Origin of the sequence: Phreatobacter stygius, assembly GCF_005144885.1 — a bacterium.
Lineage (GTDB): Bacteria > Pseudomonadota > Alphaproteobacteria > Rhizobiales > Phreatobacteraceae > Phreatobacter > Phreatobacter stygius.
Genome location: NZ_CP039690.1, coordinates 2,947,642 through 2,968,025 on the forward strand (window position 1 = coordinate 2,947,642; position 20,384 = coordinate 2,968,025).

Annotated in this window: 17 protein-coding genes; 14 read left to right on the forward strand and 3 right to left on the reverse strand. The window is 66.0% G+C overall.

Annotated features, from left to right (window positions below; genetic code table 11):
* The first annotated feature begins 5 nt into the window (after positions 1-5).
* The 14 genes from E8M01_RS13650 to E8M01_RS13715 all read left to right on the forward strand — a co-directional run bounded on the left by E8M01_RS13650 (position 6) and on the right by E8M01_RS13715 (position 14,835).
* Positions 6-1,256 carry a thiolase family protein gene (locus E8M01_RS13650; protein WP_136960611.1) on the forward strand — a complete coding sequence of 417 codons (1,251 nt, stop codon included), beginning with the start codon at positions 6-8 and terminating at the stop codon, positions 1,254-1,256.
* Positions 1,253-1,669, forward strand: coding sequence for an acyl-CoA thioesterase (locus tag E8M01_RS13655; RefSeq protein ID WP_136960612.1), 417 nt, complete (start codon positions 1,253-1,255; stop codon positions 1,667-1,669). Before E8M01_RS13650 ends, E8M01_RS13655 begins: the two co-directional genes overlap by 4 nt.
* Before the next feature lie 70 nt (positions 1,670-1,739).
* The gene (locus E8M01_RS13660; protein WP_136960613.1) at positions 1,740-2,900 is read left to right on the forward strand and encodes an ABC transporter substrate-binding protein; all 1,161 of its coding nucleotides are present in this window, start codon (positions 1,740-1,742) and stop codon (positions 2,898-2,900) included.
* 70 nt (positions 2,901-2,970) lie between these two features.
* A complete protein-coding gene (pobA, locus tag E8M01_RS13665) occupies positions 2,971-4,149 on the forward strand; it encodes a 4-hydroxybenzoate 3-monooxygenase (protein WP_136960614.1) in 1,179 nt (392 codons plus the stop codon).
* Between the two features lie 348 nt (positions 4,150-4,497).
* Positions 4,498-5,472, forward strand: a complete 975-nt coding sequence (locus E8M01_RS13670) for a Bug family tripartite tricarboxylate transporter substrate binding protein (RefSeq protein ID WP_136960615.1) — start codon at positions 4,498-4,500, stop codon at positions 5,470-5,472.
* A 327-nt stretch (positions 5,473-5,799) separates the two neighbouring features.
* Entirely contained in the window at positions 5,800-6,567 is a 768-nt protein-coding gene (locus E8M01_RS13675; protein WP_170181891.1) for a transporter substrate-binding domain-containing protein, read from the forward strand.
* Positions 6,568-6,622: 55 nt separating this feature from the next.
* A complete protein-coding gene (locus tag E8M01_RS13680; RefSeq protein WP_136960617.1) occupies positions 6,623-7,288 on the forward strand; it encodes an amino acid ABC transporter permease in 666 nt (221 codons plus the stop codon).
* Positions 7,289-7,298: 10 nt separating this feature from the next.
* Positions 7,299-7,964, forward strand: coding sequence for an amino acid ABC transporter permease (locus tag E8M01_RS13685; RefSeq protein WP_136960618.1), 666 nt, complete (start codon positions 7,299-7,301; stop codon positions 7,962-7,964).
* A gap of 21 nt (positions 7,965-7,985) precedes the next feature.
* The gene (locus tag E8M01_RS13690) at positions 7,986-8,816 is read left to right on the forward strand and encodes an amino acid ABC transporter ATP-binding protein (protein ID WP_136960619.1); all 831 of its coding nucleotides are present in this window, start codon (positions 7,986-7,988) and stop codon (positions 8,814-8,816) included.
* A 102-nt stretch (positions 8,817-8,918) separates the two neighbouring features.
* Positions 8,919-9,629: a GntR family transcriptional regulator gene (locus E8M01_RS13695; RefSeq protein WP_246088726.1), complete on the forward strand. Its 711-nt coding sequence runs from the start codon at positions 8,919-8,921 to the stop codon at positions 9,627-9,629.
* 118 nt (positions 9,630-9,747) lie between these two features.
* Positions 9,748-10,800 (forward strand): Ldh family oxidoreductase, encoded by a 1,053-nt coding sequence (locus tag E8M01_RS13700; RefSeq protein WP_136960620.1) that lies wholly within the window; start codon positions 9,748-9,750, stop codon positions 10,798-10,800.
* On the forward strand, positions 10,797-12,038 hold the full coding sequence (locus tag E8M01_RS13705) for an NAD(P)/FAD-dependent oxidoreductase (protein WP_136960621.1): 1,242 nt from the start codon (positions 10,797-10,799) through the stop codon (positions 12,036-12,038). The genes E8M01_RS13700 and E8M01_RS13705 overlap by 4 nt, the downstream gene beginning before the upstream one ends.
* 200 nt (positions 12,039-12,238) lie before the next feature.
* Complete coding sequence (locus tag E8M01_RS13710) at positions 12,239-13,429, forward strand: NAD(P)/FAD-dependent oxidoreductase (protein ID WP_136960622.1); 1,191 nt, start codon at positions 12,239-12,241, stop codon at positions 13,427-13,429.
* Positions 13,378-14,835 carry an NAD(P)/FAD-dependent oxidoreductase gene (locus tag E8M01_RS13715; protein ID WP_136960623.1) on the forward strand — a complete coding sequence of 486 codons (1,458 nt, stop codon included), beginning with the start codon at positions 13,378-13,380 and terminating at the stop codon, positions 14,833-14,835. Before E8M01_RS13710 ends, E8M01_RS13715 begins: the two co-directional genes overlap by 52 nt.
* Positions 14,836-14,924: 89 nt before the next feature.
* On the opposite strand, the gene E8M01_RS13720 is transcribed toward E8M01_RS13715, so the two are convergent.
* The 3 genes from E8M01_RS13720 to E8M01_RS13730 form a co-directional block, all read right to left on the reverse strand.
* The gene (locus E8M01_RS13720; protein WP_136960624.1) at positions 14,925-17,261 is read right to left on the reverse strand and encodes a molybdopterin guanine dinucleotide-containing S/N-oxide reductase; all 2,337 of its coding nucleotides are present in this window, start codon (positions 17,259-17,261) and stop codon (positions 14,925-14,927) included.
* 651 nt (positions 17,262-17,912) lie between these two features.
* Positions 17,913-18,626, reverse strand: a complete 714-nt coding sequence (locus E8M01_RS13725; protein WP_136960625.1) for an ABC transporter ATP-binding protein — start codon at positions 18,624-18,626, stop codon at positions 17,913-17,915.
* On the reverse strand, positions 18,623-20,383 hold the full coding sequence (locus tag E8M01_RS13730; RefSeq protein WP_136960626.1) for a branched-chain amino acid ABC transporter ATP-binding protein/permease: 1,761 nt from the start codon (positions 20,381-20,383) through the stop codon (positions 18,623-18,625). The genes E8M01_RS13725 and E8M01_RS13730 overlap by 4 nt, the downstream gene beginning before the upstream one ends.
* Position 20,384: the final 1 nt, after the last annotated feature.

The window sequence follows — 20,384 nt, forward strand, 5'->3', positions numbered from 1 at the left end:
TTTCGATGAGCCCCAAGCCCCTGGTTTCAAGCTGGTCGGAGGTTGTCCTGGTCGACGGCCTGCGCACCCCCTTCGTCGACTATAATGGCGCGCTCGGCCTGGTCTCGCCGATCGATCTTGGCATCAAGGTCGGCCGCGAGGTGCTGAAGCGCACCGGCATCGAGGCTGGCGACGTCGGCACCGTCATTTGCGGCTCCATGGCCCAGGCCAGTTACGACGCCTATATGCTGCCGCGCCATGTCGGGCTCTATTCCGGCGCGCCGATCGAAGTCCCGGCCCATCTGGTCCAGCGCGTCTGCGGCACCGGCGTCGAGGTCCTCTCGCAGGCCGCCGACGCTGTCGCGCTCGGCCGTGCCGAGGTGGCGCTCTGCGTCGGCGCGGAATCGATGAGCCGCAATCCGGTGGCCGCCTATACCCATCGTGGCGGCTTCCGCATGGGCCAGGTCGAGTTCAAGGATTTCCTCTGGGAAGCGCTCCTGGACCCGGCCGCCAATGTCACCATGGGCGGCACCGCGGAAAATCTCGCCCGGCGCTACCAGATCACCAGGGACGAGGTCGACGCCTATGCCGCGCGCTCTTTTGCCCGCGCAGTCGCGGCCCAGGAGCGCGGGTTCCTCGCCGGCGAAATCGTCGCGGTGACCGACGAGACCTTCGAGCGCGACGGTCTCGCGCCGCGCGGCATCCACCTGAAGAAGGGCGCTCACGTCGCGCTCGACAGCCATATCCGGCCGTCCTCGGTCGAGGCGCTGGGCAAGATCCGCCCGGCCTTTGGCGGGGTCCAGACCGGCGGCAATTCCTCCGCCGTGGTCGACGGCGCGGCCGCCGCCATCGTCGCCAGCACCGGATATGCCCGCGATCGCGGGCTGAAACCGCTCGCCCGGATCCTTGTCGCCGCGGCCGTCGGGGTTCCGCCCGAGATCATGGGCATTGGCCCGGTGCCGGCGATCCGGGCGGTGGCGGCCAAGGCCGGCATCCGCGTCGAGGACATCGACCGCATCGAGATCAACGAGGCCTTCGGCGCCCAGGCCATGGCCTGCGCCCGCGAACTCGGCCTCGACGAGGCAAGGCTCAACGTCAATGGCGGCGCCATCGCCATTGGCCATCCGCTGGGCGCCACCGGCATCCGGCTCGCGGTCACCGTGGCGCGCGAATTGCGCGAAACGGGCCTGCGCTACGGCGTGGCGTCGGCCTGTATCGGCGGCGGCCAGGGCATCGCCATGCTGGTCGAAAATCCGGCGGCGAGGGGGGTATCATGAGCTTCACGGTCAGGCGCACGGTGCGGATCGAGTGGGGCGACTGCGACCCCGCCGGCATCGTCTGGTATCCGCGCTATTTCGGCATGTTCGACGCCGCAACCGCCGGTCTCCTGGAGGCGGCCGGCTTTCCCAAGCCCGCCATGCTCGCCCGTTTCGAAGTCGTGGGCTATCCAACAGTTGACACTCGTGCCAAATTTCTTAGTCCCTCGAAGTTCGGCGAGGACATCGTCATCGAAACCGCCATCCCGGCGTTCAAGCGCTCGAGCTTCGAGGTTCTGCACCGCGTGTTCAAAGGCGACATCCTGGCCATCGAGGGCTTCGAGACGCGGGTGCTGGTGAAGCGCGACCCGGCGACTGGCGGCATCAAGTCCTGTCCGGTGCCGCAGGAGATCATCGACGCCCTGATGAATTGATTGCACCATCGGCATGAACCATGAGGCCGCACAAAAAAAGCGGTCCCCACGCATCCCCTGGGAGGAACCTATGACCAGATTGACCAGACGATCCACCTTGCTCGGCGGCGCCGCCGTCGGCCTTGTCGGATTTGCCGGCCGTGCCGCGGCGCAGACGCCTCAGATCAACCTCGGCATCACCATTTCCATCACCGGTCCGGCGGCCGCCCTCGGCATCCCCATCCGCAACTCGATCGATATCCTGCCGACCGAGATCGCCGGGGTGAAGATCAATCCGATCGTGCTCGACGACGCCGGCGATCCGACCGCCGCCACCACCAATGCCCGGCGTTTCGTCACCCAGGACAAGGTCGACGTGCTGATGGGCTCCTCGACCACGCCGCCCGGCATCGCGGTGGCCAATGTCGCCTTCGAGACCGGCGTGCCGCATTTTTCCTTCGCGCCGATCCCGGTGCCGGCGGGCCGCGAGAAGTGGAGCGTGGTCATGCCGCAGCCGGTGTCCTTGATGGCCAAGGCGCTGTTCGATCACATGAAGCGCGCCAATATCAAGAATGTCGCGATGATCGGTTTTTCCGATTCGTGGGGCGACCTGTGGCTGCGCGAGTTCAAGGCGCAGGGCGAGGCCGCCGGGCTTAAGCTGGTCGCCGACGAGCGTTACGCCCGGGCCGACACCTCGGTCGCCGGCCAGACCCTGAAGATCATCGCGACCCGTCCGGACGCGGTCCTGGTTGCCGGCTCGGGCACCGGCGCGGCGCTGCCGCAGATCGCGCTGAAGGAGCGTGGGTATGCCGGGCCGATCTACCATACCCACGGGGCGGTCACCCGTGACTTCATCCGGATCGCCGGCCGCTCGGCCGAAGGCGTGATCATGGCCTCCGGGCCGGTGATCGCGCCCGAACTGCTGCCCGACAGCGCCGCCACCAAGGCGCCGGGCCTGGCTTATGTCACCGCCTATGAGGCGAAGTTCGGCAAGGACACCCGGACCCAGTTCGGCGCCCATGTCTTCGATGCCTATGAGGTGCTGAAACGGGTCGTGCCGGTCGCCATCAAGGAGGCCAGGCCCGGCACGGTCGAATTCCGCGAGGCGATCCGCAAGGCCATGCTGAGCGAGCGCGACATCAAGGCGAGCCAGGGCGTGTTCAATTTCACCGAGACCGACCGCTACGGCGTCGACGAGCGCGCCCGCGTGCTGATCACGGTGAAGGACGGCAACTGGGCCCTGGTGTCCTGACCCCTTCATACCGGCCGCCCGGCTACCTCGGCCGGGCCGCCGTTCTTCTGTTTCCAGACGGGTTGAGAGCATGAGCGTGACGCGGACCCAGGTGGTCATCATCGGGTCGGGGCCTTCGGGCCTGCTGCTCGGCCAGATCCTCGATCGGGCCGGCATCGACAATATCGTGCTGGAGCGCAAGTCGAAGGACTATGTGCTGGCGCGCGTCCGCGCCGGCGTGCTCGAACAGGGCACCGTCGACCTCCTGACCGCGGTCGGGGTTGGCGAGCGCCTGGCCCAGGACGGCCTCGTCCATCACGGCATTTCACTGTGCTTCGACAGCAGCCTGCACCGCATCGACATGACCGCGCTGACCGGCAAGGCGGTCACCGTCTATGGCCAGACCGAGGTGACGCGCGACCTGATGGAAGCCCGCGAGGCCTATGGCGCCAAGACGGTCTACGAAGCCGACCAGGTGACGCCGCATGATTTCGCCGGCGACAGGCCGCGCGTCACCTATGTCAAGGACGGCGTCGCCCATGAGATCGCCTGCGACTTCATCGCCGGTTGCGACGGCTATCACGGCGTCTCGCGCGACAGCGTGCCGGCCGGGGCGCTGACCACCTATGAGCGGATCTATCCGTTCGGCTGGCTCGGCATCCTGGCCGAAGTGCCGCCGGCCGACCATGAGCTGATCTATGCCAATTCACCGCGCGGTTTCGCGCTCTGCTCGATGCGCTCGACGCACCGCAGCCGCTATTACGTCCAGTGCCCGATCGACGACCGGGTCGAGGATTGGCCGGACCAGCGCTTCTGGGACGAATTGCGCCTGAGGCTCGATCCGGTCTCCGCGGCCAGGGTGACCACCGGTCCCTCGTTCGAGAAGTCGATCGCGCCGCTGCGCAGCTTCGTCGCCGAACCCTTGCGTTTCGGCCGGCTGTTCCTGGTCGGCGATGCCGCCCATATCGTGCCGCCGACCGGCGCCAAGGGCCTGAACCTGGCGGTCAGCGACGTGCGCTATCTCTCGGAAGCGCTGATCGAACATTATGGCGAGCAGTCCGACGCCGGCCTCGACGCCTATTCGGGCCGGGCGCTCGGCCGGATCTGGAAAGCGGTGCGCTTTTCCTGGTGGATGACCACCATGCTGCATCGTTTTCCGCAGGCGACCAGCTTCGACCAGCGCATCCAGGAGGCCGACCTGGCCTATCTGGTCTCGTCCAAGGCGGCGATGACCTCGCTGTCGGAGAACTATGTCGGCCTGCCGCACTGAGGCCCAAGACGAAGGTCTCGAGGTTCCGCTTCAAAAAATGCACGATGGTGCCGGGCGGCGGCGTGCTCGGCGACGCGTGCGGGCGGGCGTCCAGGCGAAGCCGGGCGCAGCATCATGCCCGCCGAGACCATATCCAAGAGCGGTGGTCCAAGAGCGGTGGTCCAAGAGCGGTGGTCCAAGAGCGATGGCTGAGCGATGAACGCCTAGGCACGTCGTGCAAATATTATCCACTTGACTTGATTTTGGATCCAATCAAATGATCCCGGATCGGCTGGCAGGGGCGGCGAAAAGTCCGCTTCCTCCCATCCGCGGCTGCGGCTGTCGCGGCCCTTCGGGAGGCAAACAGCTATGGGTGTCGTCAGGTCCATCGTCTCGGCGGTCGCCGTTCTTGCCGCAGTCGCTGGCGCACCGGCCGGGGCTCAGGACTACCCTGATCGGCCCGTCCGCATCATTGTCCCCTTCCCGGCCGGTGGCGGCACCGACGCGCTCAGTCGCATTCTGGCGGAGCGTCTCGAGAACCAGCTGCAGCAGAAGTTCTTCGTCGAGAACGTCTCGGGCGCCGGCGGCAATATCGGGGCGAACCGCATCGCGCAGTCCGAGCCGGATGGCTACAGCCTGTTGATCGGCCCCATGGGTGTCGTCAGCGTCAATCCTCTGATCTACCGCAACACCGGCACCAGCATCGTCGACCGCCTCGTGCCGGTTTCGATCGTCTTCGAGACTGGCCACATCATCATCGTGAACCCCGCGGTCGACGCGCGAACGCTGGCGGACCTGACGAGCCTGTCGAAGCGGCCGGGCCGGGCATTGAACTTCGCGTCGGGCGGGATCGGAACGTCGACCCACCTTTATGCGGAGCTGTTCAAGGTTCTGACCGGTGCTTCGATGACCCATGTGCCTTATCGCGGCAACGGGCCGGCGCTGCTGGACGTGGTCGCCGGACACGCCCAGGTGATGTTCGACCAGATCGCATCGGCATCCGAGCAGGTTCGCGCCGGCAAGGTCCGCGCCCTTGCCGTGACCACCCCCGCGCGCCTCGACATTCTGCCGGATCTGCCGACGGTCGCCGAGGTGGGAATGCCGCAGCTTGCCGGCACGTCCTGGACGATGCTCATGGCGCCCCAAGGCACGCCGGATGCCGTGATCCAGAAGCTGAACCAGGCGATCACGGCTGTTGTCGCGGAGCAGGCGACGCGCAGGAAGATGGAAGCGATCGGGGCGTCGGCCCGCGCCAGTTCCGCGGCGGAAGCCGCCGCCCTGCTGCGGTCGGAGCTGGAACGCTGGCGCCCTGTCGTGGCTGCCACCGGCATCCAGGCAAACTGACGGCGGGCCGGATGAGCTTGTCAGCATCACGCTTCCCGCAGCCGCCGCGCACGCGATCACGGGGCTCATGGCCGATCCGCATCCCTGCCGCATCACGTGTCCACGGCTTCCTCGTTCGGCCAGGCATCGCCCGCGAGCCGGAAAGTTCATTGTATCCATTCTTCAGGTATTGTATCCATTTCGTGAAGGTTCCTCCAACCGCGAGCCGCGCTCATGCTGAGACGTACCCTCTTCCTTCTCCCGCCAGTGCTTGCAACGGTCCCCGCTCTCCTCGTGTCCGGCTCCGCCCAGGCTCAAGGCCAGTCGCGGTCGACCTGGGACCAGATCATGGAGACCAAGACCTTGCGTCTTGGCGCCGCCATCAGTGAGCCCTGGTACTTCAAGGACGCCAACAGCACGCAGGAGACCGGCGGCGTCCGGGTCGGCTCGGATCTCTGGCGGGGCGTGGGCCCGCTGCTCGGCCAGGAGATCGCCAACGCGATGGGCGTGAAACTGCAGATCGTCGAGACGACATGGGCGAATGGCGTCGCGGGCCTTCAGTCCAATCAGTTCGACCTCATGTTCATTCTGGACCCCACCCCGCAGCGCGCCTTGTCGATCGACTTCTCGCCGGCGCCGGTCCTTTGGTACCCGCTTTCCCTGCTGTCGCGTGAGCCGGCATCCGCGCCGAACTGGTCCGACTTCAACGACCCCAAATACCGGATCGGCGTTGGCCTCGGCACCGCGCAGGACCAGTACATCACCAAGATCCTGCCGAAGGCGACGATCACGCGCTTTCAGGACAACGGCGCGGTCATTGCGGCCTTCCAGGCCAACAGGATCGATGCCGGCTGCCTCACCGCGCCAACCGCCGACATCGCGCGCGGCCGGCTCAAGGCGGGCCACACGCTTCTGCCCAAGCCGATCAACGCGGTCGCTGCCGGCGCCGCGTTGCGCACCGAACCGGACCGCCGGTGGCGCGACTATCTGACCACTGTGGTGAGCTATTACTACAACACCGGCAAGACCCAGGAGATCTATGACCAGTACATGGTCTTCCGTGGTCTCGACCCGGCGCAGGTAACCCCGATCAGCCGGGAAAACTGGCCGCGCTGACGCTGCGGACCGCGCAAGCCTGACCTCGTCTGCCAGACCGAGCACGGAGCCTCGCATGACCTATCAATGGGACTTCGGACCGGTCTGGCGCAATCTCGACGGCCTGGCGATCGGCCTTTTCGGCACGCTCCAGCTCACGGCGGCCTGCCTGGCGCTGGCCGTCCCCCTGGGGCTGCTTCTCGCGATCTTCCGGTTATCGGGTTATCGCGTCCTGTCGGGCCTGGCGCTCGTCTATATCGACTTCTTCCGGACGGCTGCTTCGCTCGTCCTGATCTTCTGGTTCTTCTTTGCCTTTCCGATGCTGGTCAATCTCGACTTCACCGCATTCACGGCGGCCTTCCTGGCGATCGGACTGCAGGGCGCTGCCTATTTTGCCGAGGTCTTTCGGGGCGGCATCACGTCGATCGGTCGCGGCCAATGGGAGGCTGCGCGCGCGATCGGCATGGGTGATGCCGTCGCCATGCGCTACATCATTCTGCCGCAGGCCGTCAGGCGGATGCTGCCGGTGTTCTTCACCCGGGCGACGCTGATGCTGAAGACGACCACGCTCGCCTCGGCCATCGCCTATACCGACATCGTCTATGTCGCGTTCCGGGTCTCCTCCGACACCTACCGGCCGATCGAGACCTTCACCGTCACCGGTGTCATCTTCTTCATCCTGATCTTCACCCTCTCTCGATTTGCCGCCTTCCTTGAGCGTCGGCTGGCGGTCGCGACATGAGGGCCGCGCGATGACCTATCAGTGGGATTTTTCCTTCCTCATCACCAACTGGGCGGTTGTCGCCGCGGGCCTGATCAACACTTTGAAGCTCGCCGTGACCAGCATCCTGGGCGGCCTGGCGCTTGGCCTGATCGCCGGCTCGGCCAAGTCATCCCGTTCGGTCCTGCTGCGCATGGTCGGCACCGTTTGGATCGAGGCTTTCCGCAACGTTCCCGCCATGGTGCTGGTGTTCTGGTGCTTCTTCGCGGTCCCGATCCTGACCGGCATCCAGAACGACCGGTTTACCGTCTCCGCCATCGCGCTGACGCTTTATGCCAGCGCCTATTTCGGCGAGATCTATCGAAGCGGAATCGAGTCGGTCGAGCGTGGCCAATGGGAAGCGGCCAAGGCGCTCGGCTTCGGCTACCTCGATCAGATGCGCTATTTCATCCTGCCGCAGGCCGTCACGCGCATGATCCCGGCCTTCACCAATGAAGCGATCGAGGTGGTCAAACTGACCGCGATCGCCTCGACGATCGCCTATGCCGAGCTGATGTACGCCGCCAAGCAGCTCAGCGACACCGAATATCGCCCGGTCGAGGCCTATACCGCCATTTCGGTGCTGTTTATCGCCGTCCTCTACGTTTTGAGCATGGTCTCCCGCCGTGTCGAGGCGACAATGAATGCGCGGACCTGAAGACCCAAGTGAGAGTGAGCCATGACCGAAGTTCTGAAGGTGACGGGCCTGCGCAAATCCTTCGGAGAGCACGAGGTCCTGCGCGGCATCGACCTCACCGTGAACCAGGGCGAGACCGTCGTGCTGCTCGGCTCGAGCGGATCCGGCAAGAGCACGCTGCTGCGTTGCATCAATTTCCTTGAGCCGCCGACAACAGGCCGGGTCCATTTTCGCGGAAAGCCCGTCGGCACCGCCAAAGAGGGCTCCAACCCGCCTGAGGTCTGCTACCGCGCCCGTGACCTGAACGAGCTGCGGACCCATATCGGCATGGTCTTTCAGCAGTTCAATCTGTTTCCCCACCTGACGGTGGAACAGAACATCATGGTCGGCCCGATGAAGCTTCGTGGCCTCGGCAAGGACGAGGCGCGGGAGCGCGCCCATTTCCAGCTGAAGCGGGTCGGCATTGCCGAGAAGGCGAGCCAATATCCCGCCCGCCTTTCGGGCGGGCAGCAGCAGCGTGTCGCCATCGCCCGGGCGCTGGCGATGGAGCCGGCTGTCATGCTGTTCGACGAAGCCACCTCCGCGCTCGATCCGGAACTGGTCGGCGAGGTCCTGATGGTCATGCGCCAGCTGAGCGAGGAGCGGATGACGATGATCGTCGTGACCCATGAGCTGGGCTTTGCCTACAACGTCGCCAGCAAGGTTGTTTTCCTCCATCAGGGTGTCATCCATGAGGAAGGCCCCCCGGACCAGGTCCTGGTCGCGCCCACCCAGGACCGGACGCGCGAATTCCTCCGCGGTTTCCATCTGTTCCGGATCCCCGAACTGAAAAGCGAAGATCCCGCGGCTCAGAGCCGCATGACGGTCAACTAGGCGCGGGTTTGCGACCAAACCGCTGCCCAGCCGTCGTTTCGCTTCCGCATAGGGTGACACGATCCTCCTGTATCGCTACGCATTGTTGGACAACACCGAGACATGCACCGATTGATGACAGGTCCTCACGCTCGCGGGCGCAGCGCCGCCAGTTCCGAACCGAAGCTCCCGGCGCATGAACTCGTGCGCGAGGGATTGCGCGAAGCGATCATGAGCGGCGAATTCGAGAGCGGAACGCTGTTGCGGCAGGATGCCCTCGCCGAGCGGTTCGGCACGAGCCGCATTCCGGTCCGCGAGGCGCTTCAAAAGCTCGAGGCCGAGGGTCTGGTCCGGATTCATCCGAACCGCGGCGCGGTGGTCACCCACCTGTCGCTGGAAGACGTGCTCGAGCTGATGGATATCCGCATTGCGCTCGAGTGCCGTGCGCTGACGCTCGCTATCCCCAACATGACGGAAGAGGATACCGCGGCGCTCGAAGAGGATCTGCGCCTCTACGACCAGGAGGAGGACCCGCGCAACTGGCCGCGGCTCAACTGGAAATTCCACCAAGCCATCTACGCGGCCTGCGATCGCCCCAAACTCATCAGCATGATCGAGTCCAACGTCGAGCAGATCGGCCGTTTCACAAGCGAGCAGGTGTCCCTGGCCGCGGGCAAACGGCGGCCTCAGGAAGAACATTGGAACATTCTGGAAGCGTGCAAGCAAGGCAATGCCGAAAAGGCCGCACGCCTGCTTCAGCAACACATCCAGCACACTCAGAAGTCATTATTGGCGGCCGCGCGGAGAGAAGGCTTGATCCGTCCCCGGCGTTGAGAACCGCCGCATAGGTGCCCGTCCTTGGACGGAATATTGTATCCATAAATCAAGTTTTGGATATAATTCCCTCATCCGGGCGGCTCTGTCCGCCCGCGCGGACCGGGGCGCTTTTTGAATGAGTTCCAGCCAATCCAAGCGGGTTTCGATCGACCACCTGGAAAGCCTTGTTCAGGCTGCCCTGCTCAGAGCCGGCATGGCGCCGGAAAACGTCGGTCCTGTCGCGGCAACGATTGTCGCTTGCGAGCGCGACGGTGTGAAAAGTCACGGGATTCTGAGGCTTCCCGGGTTCGTACACTCGCTGCAACTGGGCTGGGCGGACGGAAGGTCGCGGCCGGCGATCACAGGTCAGACCGCCAGCCTTGTCTCCATCGATGCGGCGAATGGATTCGCCCAGGTCGCCCTGGACTTTGCCAGGCCGCGCTTGCTTGAGATGGCGGAGGCGGCGGGCGTCGCGGTCCTGCTGACGAAAAACTCGCATCATTTCGCCGCGCTGTGGCCTGATATCGAGCCGTTTGCATCGCGCGGCCTGGTCGCCTTGACCTGCGTCAATTCGAAGAAACGGATGGCCGCCTGGGGCGGCGGGCGGCCGGTGACGGGCACCAATGCCATCGCCTTCGCCACGCCGAGGCCCGGCCATCCGCCGCTCGTCTGGGATCAATCGTCGAGCGTGCTCTCGCAGGGTGATGTCCTGCTGGCTGCCAATGAAGGCCGCGCTGTTCCGGCAGGCATCGGTTGCGACGCCAAGGGTCAGCCGACGACATCGCCCTCCGAAATCCTCGATGGCGGCGCCCTGCTACCGTTCGGCGGCAGCAAGGGCGCTTCGCTTGCCGTCATGGTCGAGATCCTCGCCGCCGCCCTCACCGGGGGCCGCTTCGGTTTTGAAGACCAGTCGCCACCCGGGCCGGCCACGACGTCGTTCGGCGGCCAGTTTCTGCTGCTCATCAACCCCGGACGGGTTCAATCCGGGTTTGACGAGCGGGTTTCCGCGCTTGTCGCGGCGATCCTCGATGCTGGCGCCAGCCGGCTGCCGGGAGACCGGAGATATCGGCAAAGACAGATATCCGCAGTCGACGGCATCGTCCTGGACGCCGCGGCGCATGCGTTGCTGCTGCGGCTTGCGGGACGATCCGGCGGACCGGTTGCCGGCACCGGCGGAGAGCTGCCATGAGCCGCGGGAACGTCACCGTCATCGGCGCCGGCATGGTCGGCATTTGCTGCGCGAGCTACCTGCAGCGCGCGCGGTACCAGGTGACGGTGATCGATCCGCTGGCGCCGGGCTCGGCCTGCTCGTTCGGCAATGCCGGGGTGATTGCGCCGGGAGCCTGTCTGCCGCTGGCCATGCCGGGCCTATGGCGGCAGGTGCCGGGTTTCCTGCTCGACCCGCTCGGGCCGCTGTCCATTCGCTGGCGCGATCTTGCCGGATCGCTGCCGTGGCTGATGGATTGGCTGCGGACGTCAAGTCCTGCCAGGGCAAGGCAGATCTCGGCGGCCATGCGGTCGCTTCATCGACCGGCGTTCGACTGCCTCGAACCGCTGTTGCGAGACGCCGGCGCGGCGGATTTCATCACGCGGGCCGGCCAGCTCTATGTCAGCAGCCACCGCGACACCGTCCTTGGCAGTCCCTTGGCGGTGGAGCTTTTGCGCGAGGCCGGCGTTCGGACCGAACACCTGGGTCCGGATGAGGTCCGGCAGCTCGAGCCGACCCTCGCGGGCGTCCGAAGCGGGCTGCTTTTCCCCGACAACGGCCACTCGAAAAACTCCTATCGCGTCGTCCAGCGGCTGGCCGAGCATTTTGTGCAGCGCGGCGGGACCGTTGTCCCGGACGCGGTGAAGGGTTTCGACATCGCCAGTGACGACGTCACCACGGTGATCGGCGCCTGCGGAATATATCCTGCTGGAACAAGCGTGGTCGCTGCCGGTGCCTGGTCCGACCGTCTGGCCGGCCAGCTCGGCACGAAGGTTCGCATGATCGCCGAGCGCGGCTATCACGTGACCGCGGCGGATTCCGGCGAGATGCCGAACCGGGTGATCAGTCACGTCGATCACCGTATCGCGATAACCCCGATGGATATTGGCGTGCGGATCGGCGGCACGGTGGAGATTGCCGATGTCGACGCTCCGCCAAATTTTGCCCGCGCCAAAAAACTCCTGGAGATCGGTCGCGCGGTGCTGCCCGGCGCCCGTCTCGACAATGTCACGGAATGGATGGGACCCCGACCCTCGGTGCCCGACGGTCTGCCGGTCATCGACAGGTCGCCGCACCTGCGCAACGTGATCTATGCGTTCGGCCACTCCCATTATGGCTTCATGGGCGCCGCGCCCACCGGGCGCCTGGTTGCCGATCTCGTGAGCGGCGAAACGCCCTTCATCGATGCCAAGCCGTTCTCGCTGGCGCGCCTGTCCTGACCCGGACCTCCTGATTCCGGACCGTCGAGATCGGCGCGGCCGACGCCTTTCTTGCGCGCCCATGTCCGATCACATTTTATCCACTTGACTTGATTTTGGATCCATATGAAGGAGAATGAACTGACCGGCGGCAGGACGTGCCTCAGGCTTTCAAGTCGTCTTGCTGCCCTTTCCGATGCCAATCAATGAGGGATAGGTCCATGGATCCGGCGGCAAGCCTTCCAGCCTCACGCGCGGACGTCACCATTATCGGCGGCGGCGCGATAGGACTTGCGACCGCCTATTTCCTGGCGATCCATCCCAAGCCCTGCTCCGTTACCGTCATCGAGAGAGATCCGACCTACGCCCTGGCCTCGACACCACGGGCATCGGGGGGAATCCGCCGGCAATTCGCGCGCGATGAAAACATCCACCTGTCGAATTTCAGCATTCCGTTCTTCGATGGTTTCGAGGCGTTGATGGAGGTCGATGGCGAACGGCCCGACATCAACCTCAGGAAGAACGGCTATCTGTTCATCGTTCCGCCGGAGCAAATGGCGAACCTGGAACGGAATTTCACCAGGCAGCGGTCGCTCGGCGCGAATGTCGAGCTGCTCGATCGCGACATGCTGCGCAGCGCCTACCCGTCGATGAATGTCGATGACCTGGGCGGGGGTGTTCGCTCTCCCGACGACGGCTGGCTCGACCCCTATTCGGTCTTGATGGGCTTGCGCAAGAAGGTGAAGAGCCTCGGCGTTGCGCTGGTCACCGACGAGGTAACCGGCATCGCCAGGCAGGGGTCTCTGGTCCGTTCCGTTCAACTGAAGTCGGGCGCGAGGATCGCGACCGATGCCGTGGTCAATGCGGCGGGAGCCTGGGCGGCTAAGATCTGCGCGATGGTCGGCATGACCGCCCCGATCAGCCCGCTGCGGCGCTACGAGCACTATTTCGAAGCGGCGGAACCGATCGAGCCACTGCCCTATCTGAAGGATGTCAGGCGCCTGGCGTTCCGACCGGAAGGCAAAGGTTATTCCGGCGGCGTACCAACCCTGGACGAGCCGCGCGGCTTCAATTTCGAGGCCGATCACAGCTATTTCGAAGAGGTGGTCTGGCCCGCGCTCGCGCACCGTTTCCCGCAATTCGAGCGGACGAAATGCAAGGCGACATTGCCTGGCCTCTATGACCAGAACGACTTCGACGGTAACCCCATCATTGGCGCCTGGACCGGCGAATGCAGCAACTTCTTCCTGAATGCCGGCTATTCCGGGCATGGCCTGATGCATAGCCCGGGGAGCGGCCGGGCGATCGCCGAACTCATTCTCGACGGCTCGTTCCAGACCACCGACCTGTCGCGGCTCGGATGGAGCCGCGTGGTCGAGAACAAGCCCTACCCGGAAACGGGAATTATCTAGGCGCCTCCAGCCCAACGAGAGAGCGACACGTGACGGTCTCACCTGAATGCCATTTCAACTCCGCCGTCATCGGTGCCGGCAATATCGGCCTTGCCGTCGCCTATTACCTGGTCACGCGCCATCACATCCGTGAGGTCGTCGTCATCGACGACCTCAACCTCTTGAGCCTGACATCGGCTCAATCCGGCGAGAACTACCGTAATTGGTGGCCCAACCCCATCATGGCGGAATTCACCGACCACAGTATCGATCTCCTGGAGGACATCGCCAGCCAAACCGGCGACCGCATCCAGATGACCCGCAGGGGTTATGCGCTGGTGACGCGCCGATCGCGGCCGGAGGACCTCATCAACGAGCTCTACGCCGGCTACGGATCGGATGCCGAGCGCATCATCAGAATTCACGACGGCGGTCCGGCGGGCGGCTATCAGGCACCTGAAGTCGATGACTGGCGGACATCGCCTTCCGGCGTGGACGTGCTGCTCGACAAGGAGCTGATCCGCGCCACCTTCCCCGGCTATGCGGACGATGTTGCGGCGATCCTGCATATCCGCCGCGCCGGCTCCATCAGCGGACAGCAGTTGGGCCAGTACATGCTGGAGGCCATTCGTGCCGCCGGCGGCCGTCTCCTGCGCGGCAAGGTCGTTGGCATCGAGCGGGGATCGGCGTTCCGGCTCGACCTGCAGACGCCGGACGGCCCGCGAGCGGTCTCGGCCGACCGTCTCGTCAACGCCGCAGGCCCATATTTCGCCGACATCGCGACGATGCTGGGCGAACAGCTGCCGGTCTCCTGCGTCTTTCAGCAGAAGATTGCCTTCGAGGATCGTGAGGCGGCGATTTCGCGCAAGATGCCTTTCACCATCGATCTGGATGGCCAGCAGATCGCCTGGACGGACGAGGAGCGCGAGGTCCTGGGCGAGGACCCGTCGACCGCGCGCTTCCTGAAGGCCATGCCGGGCGGCATTCACTGCCGGCCGGATGGCGCCGAAGGCGGCCGGTGGATCAAGCTCGGTTGGGCCTATAATCACGCGACCAGCGACCCGCATGCCGAAGATCCGATCGATCCCCAGTTTCCCGACATCGTGCTGCGCGGGGCAAGCCGTCTTCATCCCGGGCTGAAGAGCTATATTGGCCGCCTGCCGCGCAATGCGCACCACTATGGCGGCTACTACACCCTGACGGACGAAAACTGGCCGCTTGTCGGCCCCATGGCGACCCCGGGCGCTTTCATGGCGGGGGCCCTGTCGGGCTTCGGCACGATGGCCGCCTGTGCCGCGGGCGAGCTGTGCGCCGCCTGGCTGACCGGCAGCGCCGTGCCTGACTATGCGCACACGCTGACCCTGGCCCGCTACGGCGATCCGGCCTTGATGGCCAGAATTGCGGCCGAGAAGAAGGGCCATCTGTAGCGCGGGTCCCGCGGCCGTCATCCGGCCACAAGCCCGCGCCCTTCGCGCGTTGAACAGGCGATCCTCGGCGCGGCGGCGGAAGCGCCTGCTCAGGCGGCGGCCGTCACCGGCGGCTCGAAGGCCTGGATCGGCGGCAGGTTGCCGTCGAAGCGCTCGACCTCGACGGTGGTGATCTGGCCGGTGCAGCCTTGCGCCAAGGCCGAGGTGCCGACGTCGCGGGTCAGCACATTGGGATTGCCGTGGACGCACAGGGGGTTGTCGTCCTCCGGATCGACCGGGTCGTACCAGGCGCCGGTCGGCAGCTGGATGACGCCGCGACAAATGTCCTCGGTGACGCGCACGCCGGCGAGGCAGGCGCCGCGCTCGTTGAACAGCTTGATGATGTCGCCGTCGCTGATCCCGCGTGCCGCCGCATCGGTCGGATGCATCTGCGCGACCTCCCGGCCGCGATGCTTGGAATCGGTGCTGTGCCCGCCGAAATCGAGCTGGCTGTGCAACCGCGTCGCCGGCTGGTTGGCGACCAGGAACATCGGCGTGCCGGGGCGGGGAACCTCCACCCTGGGCAGCCAGGTGGGGTGGCCCGGGCAGTCCGGTTCGCCATAGCCCGCGATGGTCTCGGAGAAGATCTCGATCTTGCCGCTGGGCGTCGTCAGCGGGTTGGCGTCCGGGTCGTCGCGGAACTTGCGCAAATGCCCGCCATCGTCGGGAAGCTGGGGCAGCATCATGCTGCCGGCCGTCCAGAATTCATCGAAGCCCGGCGCCGGCAGCCCCTGTTCGGCAAGCGCCGTGCGGGTCGGCTCGTAGAGATATTCCAGCCACTGGCGCACCGTGCGGCCTTCGGTGAAGGCCTCGGTCGCGCCGAGGCGTTCGGCAAGGCCGGAAAAGATCGCGTAGTCGTCACGCGCTTCGCCATAGGGCTCGACCACCGGATGCATGGCGACCATCAGCGGGTCGTTGGAGCTGCAGCCGATATCCTCGCGCTCCAGCGTCATGGTGCAGGGCAGGACGATGTCGGCATGGCGCGCCGTCGCGGTCCAGGCGAGTTCATGCACCACCAGCGTGTCGAGTTTGCCGAAAGCCTTGCGCAGCCGGTTCAGGTCCTGATGGTGGTGGAACGGATTGCCGCCGGCCCAATAGACCAGGCGGATGTCTGGATAGGTCTTGGTCTGGCCGTTGTAGCGATACTGCGTGCCGGGGTTCAGCAACATGTCGGCGATGCGGGCGACCGGGATGAACTCGGCAACCCCGTTGCGGGCCTGCGACAAGGTCGGCCCGGGCACCGCATTGTAGCGCCGGCCGTAATAGCCGATGGCGCCGAGCGCATAGGCGTAGCCGCCGCCGGGCAGGCCGATCTGCCCGAGCGCCGCGGCCAGCACCGCGCCCATCCAGACCGGCTGCTCGCCGTGCTCGGCGCGCTGCAGCGAATGGGACACCACGATCACCGCGCGACGGCCATGCAGGCGATGGGCGAGCGAGCGGATCGTCTCGGCCGGAACGCCGGTGAGGCCTGCGGCCCAGCCGGCATCCTTGGGCTGGCCGTCGGTCGCGCCGAGGAGGTAGCGCTCGAAGACCGGCCACCCCACCGTATAACGATCGAGAAAGTCGCGATCGTGCCGGCCCTCGACGGCCAGCGTGTGGACCAGCGCCAGCATCAATGCAGTGTCGGTGCCGGGAATGGCGCCGAGCCACTCGGCCCGGGCCGCCACGGGCAGGTCGCTGCGCAGCGGGCTGACCAGCACGAATTCGCAGCCGCGCGCGCTGGCGCGCTCCATGGCGCCGCGCTCGACATGTTCGCTGATGCTGCCGCCGGCGACCATGCTGTTTTTCAGCGCCATGCCGCCAAAGGCCAGCACGATGTCGCTGTGTTCGGCGATCTGTTCCCAGGAGACGTTGCGCTTGGTGATCTCCTCGTAGCCGCCGAGGATCTGCGGCAAGAGCACCGACGAGGCGCCGGAACTGTAGCTGTTGACCGAGCGGACATAACCGCCGAGCGCGGTGTTGAGGAAGCGGTGGATCTGGCTCTGGGCGTGGTGGAAGCGCCCGGCGCTGGCCCAGCCATAGGAGCCGCCGAACACCGCGCCCGGCCCATGCTTGTCGCGCACACGGGCGAGCTCCGACCCGAGCAGGTCCATGACCGCGTCCCAGGACATCGGCACGAATTCGTCGCGGCCGCGCCGGTCGTCCGGGCCGGGGCCGCGCTCGAGCCAGCCCTTGCGGACCATTGGCTGGGCGATGCGGGCCCGGTGCCGGAGTGCGGCCGGGAAATTGTCGATGATGCCATTGGGATCGGGATCGCCGGGATGCGGCCGGACATCGAGCTTGCCGTCCCGCCAGCGCGCCGAGAACACGCCCCAATGCGAGGTGTGGGGCTTGAAGCCGGCATCATCCCCAGGGGTGGCGTCGCGCAGGTCGATTCCGTCGGTCATGAAATGCTCCGGATCAAAACGGCTGTGAGCACGAGTTTCTGGTCGGCGGCGGCGACCGCCTCAGGCTGCGTTCTGCTGGCCATTGTGCAGATTGCGCAGCGCTTGGCCACGCTGCCGGCACGGCAGCAGGGTCGCGCCTGTGGCGGATCTCAGCCCGCGACCATCGAGCCTCCTGTCGCCGAAGAGCTCGGCTTGCCGGTGCGCCGACCGGCGAGCGCCCGCGGCGGTGAGACGGTCGACTTTATCGGGTTCACGCGATGCAGCTTACAATTTGTTATCGTCTGCCCGTGATCCTGACCTGACCTGACCTGACCTGACCTGGCAGGGCGTCCGGCGGATCGGCATGTTTGGTTTCTCGAGGTTCGAACTCGCGTTCAAGCTGTGGTGGCTTGCCCTCATGGGCCTTTCCATGGAAGGGCTTCGCTGGTTCGATGGCCTCAACGACCTTACGGCCTTCCTCGCGCTGTCTCTGTCATTCTCGATTGCTGTTTGGATTGCCTGTCGCGCAAGTTCGTCCAAGCCCCGACACGGGTCATCGGTCGAATCACGGCAATCCTACCGAGAGCGTTTCGGGCCGGGTCGGATCGAACGCGGTTATGCGGCGTTGCCAAGTTTCGTTGGCCGTCTGAGGGGGCGCCGGCGGCAACACCGCTAGTGCCCGAGACCCAGATAGCTCTCGGCGATGCGCGGATCGCGGGCGAGTTCGACCGACGGCCCTTCCAGGCTGATCCGGCCGAGCTCCATGACATAGGCCCGGTCGGCGGCGTTGAGCGCCGCCCGGGCATTCTGTTCGACCAGCAGGATCGCCACGCCGGTCGCGCGCAGGTCGGCGATGATGGCGAAGATATCGGCGACGATCTTCGGCGCCAGCCCGAGGCTCGGCTCGTCGAGCATCAGGAGGCGCGGCCGGCTCATCAGCGCCCGGCCCATGGCGAGCATCTGCCGCTCGCCGCCGGACAGCGTGCCGGCGAGCTGGCTGCGCCTTTCCTTCAGCCGGGGGAAGCGATCGAACACCTGAACCAGCGTCTCCGCCGCGGCCTTCCGGTCGACGCGGAAGCCGCCGAGCACCAGATTGTCTTCCACCGTCATGGTGCCGAACAGTTCGCGTTTCTCGGCGACCAGGCAGAGCCCGAGGCCGACGCGGTCTTCGGCCTCGACCGCCGCCATGTCGCGGCCGTCGAAGCGGATACGCCCGTGCGACGGCAGGAGGCCGAGTGCCGCATTGAGCAGGGTGCTTTTGCCCGCGCCATTGGCGCCGATGACGGTGACGATCTCGCCGGCCATGACCTTGAGCGAGACGCCGGTCACCGCCTCGACATGGCCATAGGCGACCGACAGTTGGTCGATGATCAGGAGTTCGCTCATTCAGGCGCCCCGAGATAGGCGGCGAGCACCGCCGGGTTTTGCTTGATCGCCGCTGGTGGTCCCTCGGCGATCTTGGTGCCGAAATCGAGCACGACGATATGATCGGTGAGGTTCATCACGAAACCCATGTCGTGTTCGACCAGCAGCACCGAGACGCCCTGGCTGCGCAGGTGCCGGAGCAGTTCCGACAGCGCCGCCTTTTCCAGGTGACGCAGGCCCGCCGCCGGTTCGTCGAGCAAGAGCAGGTCCGGATCGAGACAGAGCGCGCGGGCGATCTCGACGATGCGCTGCTGGCCGAGCGCCAGCGAGCCGGCCGGCTTGTGCATATGGTCGGCCAGCCCCACCCGGGCGATCTGGCGGGCCGCTTCGCCGATCAGGCGCGTCTCCTCGGCACGGTCGAGCCTGAAAAGGCCACGCATGACGCCGGCCTGGCCGCGCAGGTGCGCGCCGAGCGCGACATTGTCCAGTACCGACATCTCGGGCAGCAGTTTCACATGCTGGAAGCTGCGGGCAATGCCGAGCCCGGCAATGGCCTGCGGGCGCTCGCCGCCGATCGGCCGGCCGGCGAAGACGACGTCGCCGGCGGTGATCGGCAGCACGCCGGTGATCAGGTTGAAGGTCGTGCTCTTGCCCGCGCCATTGGGGCCGATCAGCGCGACGATCTCGCCACGTTTGACCTGGAACGAGACGTCGTTGACCGCCACCAGCCCGCCGAAGGTCTTGCGCGCCGCCGTGACCGCCAGCAGCGGTTCGGCCTTGGCCTTCTGGCGGCCCGGCAAGGGTGCCGCGTCCCGGTCCACCGGGGCTGGCGCACCTTTCGGAAACAGCGCCACGATGCGTGGCCACAGGCCGTCGCGCGCGCCTTGCAGGATGGCGACCAGCAGCACGCCGAACACGATGGTCTCATATTGCGCGGCCGTGCCGAACAGCGCCGGCACGATGCGCTGCAGCGCATCCTTCAGCAGGATGACCAGGGAGGCGCCGACCACCGCGCCCCAGATCTGGCCGGCGCCGCCGACCACCGCCATGAACAGATATTCGATACCGGCATTGATGCCGAACGGGGTCGGGTTCACCGCCCGCTGGACATGGGCGTAGAGCCAACCGGAGAGGCCGGCGAGCAGCGCCGCATAAACGAAGACGATGAGCTTGACCCGCGCCGGCTCGATGCCGAAGGCTTCGGCTGCGACCCGGCCGCCGCGCAGCGCCCGGATCGCCCGGCCGGCGCGTGAATCCAGGAGATTGGTGGTGAGGATCGCCGCCAGCACGACGAACCCCCAGATGACGTAATAGACCGCCTGCGGCTCGATCAGCGACCAGCCGAACAGCGACAGCGGCGGCACGCCGGAGATGCCGTCATGGCGGCCGAGCAGCTCGATCTTGCCGAACAGGTAATAGAGCGAAATGCCCCAGGCGATGGTGCCGAGCGGCAGGAAATGGCCGGAGAGCCGGACCGTGACGAGGCCGAGCACGACGGCGGCCAGTCCGGTGACGGCCAGCGCCACCGGCAGCGCCGCCCAGGGGTTGAAGCCGAATTTGGTGGTCAGCACGGCCGACGTATAGGCGCCGAAACCGCAGAACGCCGCCTGGCCGAACGAGGTCAGGCCGCCGACGCCGGTGAGCAGCACCAGGCCCATGGCGACCAGGGCGGCCAGGCCGATATTGTCGAGCAGCGTGATCCAGAACACCGAAAGGCCCGGAAGCAGCGGAATGACGGCAATGAGCGCGACAAAGAGAAGCAAGCCGAGACGTTGCATG